Annotated in this window: 2 protein-coding genes; both read right to left on the bottom strand. The window is 64.6% G+C overall.

Features of this window, described 5'->3' with window-relative positions:
• A partial coding sequence (locus AWB81_RS42875) for a DUF2950 family protein (RefSeq protein ID WP_062644635.1) occupies window positions 1–707 on the bottom strand: 707 nt, incomplete at its 3' end.
• 26 nt (window positions 708–733) lie between these two features.
• Window positions 734–1471, bottom strand: a 738-nt coding sequence (locus tag AWB81_RS42870; RefSeq protein WP_144444391.1) for a DUF3300 domain-containing protein, incomplete at its 5' end; no start/stop codon positions are given.

Genomic DNA, 1471 nt, shown 5'->3' with positions numbered 1-1471 from the left:
CCGTCGCGCTCGTAGCTCTTGCGGCCGCCATTCGCGTGCGCGCCTTGCGCCGTGAGAATCCGATAGTGATAGCCGTGGTAGCCGCCTGCGGGAATGCCGGTGCCTTGCTGCATCGTGATCGCGAGCGGACCGAGCGGGCTCGGTGCCTCGCCCTGGCCGGCGGGCCAATATAGGCCGTCACGCTGTCCCGGCTGGCTCACGAGGCGCTGCGCATAATGGTGCGTGAGCGCGCGATAGTCGTGTTGCGCATCGAGATACGCGAGTGACGTCCGAATCGCCGCGCGCTCGTTGCGACCGATACGGCGCGTCAGCAGTTCGTCCCTGCCGGCGACCGGATCGAAGCGCCAGCCGCGCTGCGTTTTCACGAGTGGAATGGGTAGCGTCCACCCGTTCGTGCCGACCGCGACATGCGCGACCTCCGGCTTCTGGCCCGACGAAGGGTCGATCACGATCTCATGGCTCTGTGACCACGCGCCGAGAAACCGATATACGTCGTCCTGATCGACGTCCTGAGCCGGGATGAAGCGCCGGAAGTCGCTGCCGAGCACGCGTTGCATCGCTGCGTCGTCGTTGTTGGCGAGTGCGTCGAAGAATGCGCTGCCACCGGCTTCCGGCGTCGGAAAGACGGCTTGTGCGCGGACCCCCTGCGCGCTCTCAATCAGGAGCCACGCGGCAACGAGCGTGCAGGTCAGGAAGGAACGGGGCATCTGAAGTCTCCAGTCGCGCTCACGTGCTATCGGCGAAAGCGGCCGCCGAACCCACCGCCGCCGCCGCCGAAATGGCCTCCTCCGCCGCCGAACCGGTCGCCACCGAAACCGCCTGCGCCGCCAAAGTTGCTGGCGAGAGAACTGCAGCTCTCCTCTCCGCGCTGCATGTCTTGACGTGCGCCGTCGCCATCGCCGGCATCGCGCAGCGCGCTGTCGCGATTCGCGTAGTCCGCGTGGCTCTGCAAGTCGCTCGCGCTGAAGCCGCCCTTGTCGATGCCCTGCAAGCGCTGGCTTGCCGATCCGCTCATGTTCTCTCCGGTGCGGCTGTCGAAGGCCTGCATGGCCTGGGTGCGTGACGTGTCATATCCGCGATACGCATCGTGTTGCGTGCTGCTGAAATTCGTGTTGCGGTTCCAGTTCGTCGTACTGCCACTCGCGCTGAGGCGGTTGTTGACGTTGATGTTGTTGTAGTGATTCACGTTGACGTTCACTTCGTGGCTATTCCAGTTGAAGCCGCCCCATAGCGCGTTGGTCACCGCGATACCGGTGCCGAAGGCAAGACCTGCAGCGAAACCGGTCGCGATGGCGTAACCGGGCGGAGGCGGGATATAGACGGGCGGATACGCGGGGTAGAGCCACGGTCCGTACACGAACGCAGGGTTGTAGGTGGGCACGTACACGACCTGCGGATTCGCAGGCTGAATCTGAATGGTGTTCTGCGCGACCACTACTTTTTGCTGATCGCCCGATTTCAGGTTGCCCGC

Source organism: Caballeronia arationis (genome assembly GCF_001544975.2).
Taxonomy (GTDB): Bacteria; Pseudomonadota; Gammaproteobacteria; order Burkholderiales; family Burkholderiaceae; genus Caballeronia; species Caballeronia arationis.
Note: the sequence above shows the minus strand (reverse complement) of the source record. Positions and strands in the feature narration are given on the sequence as shown.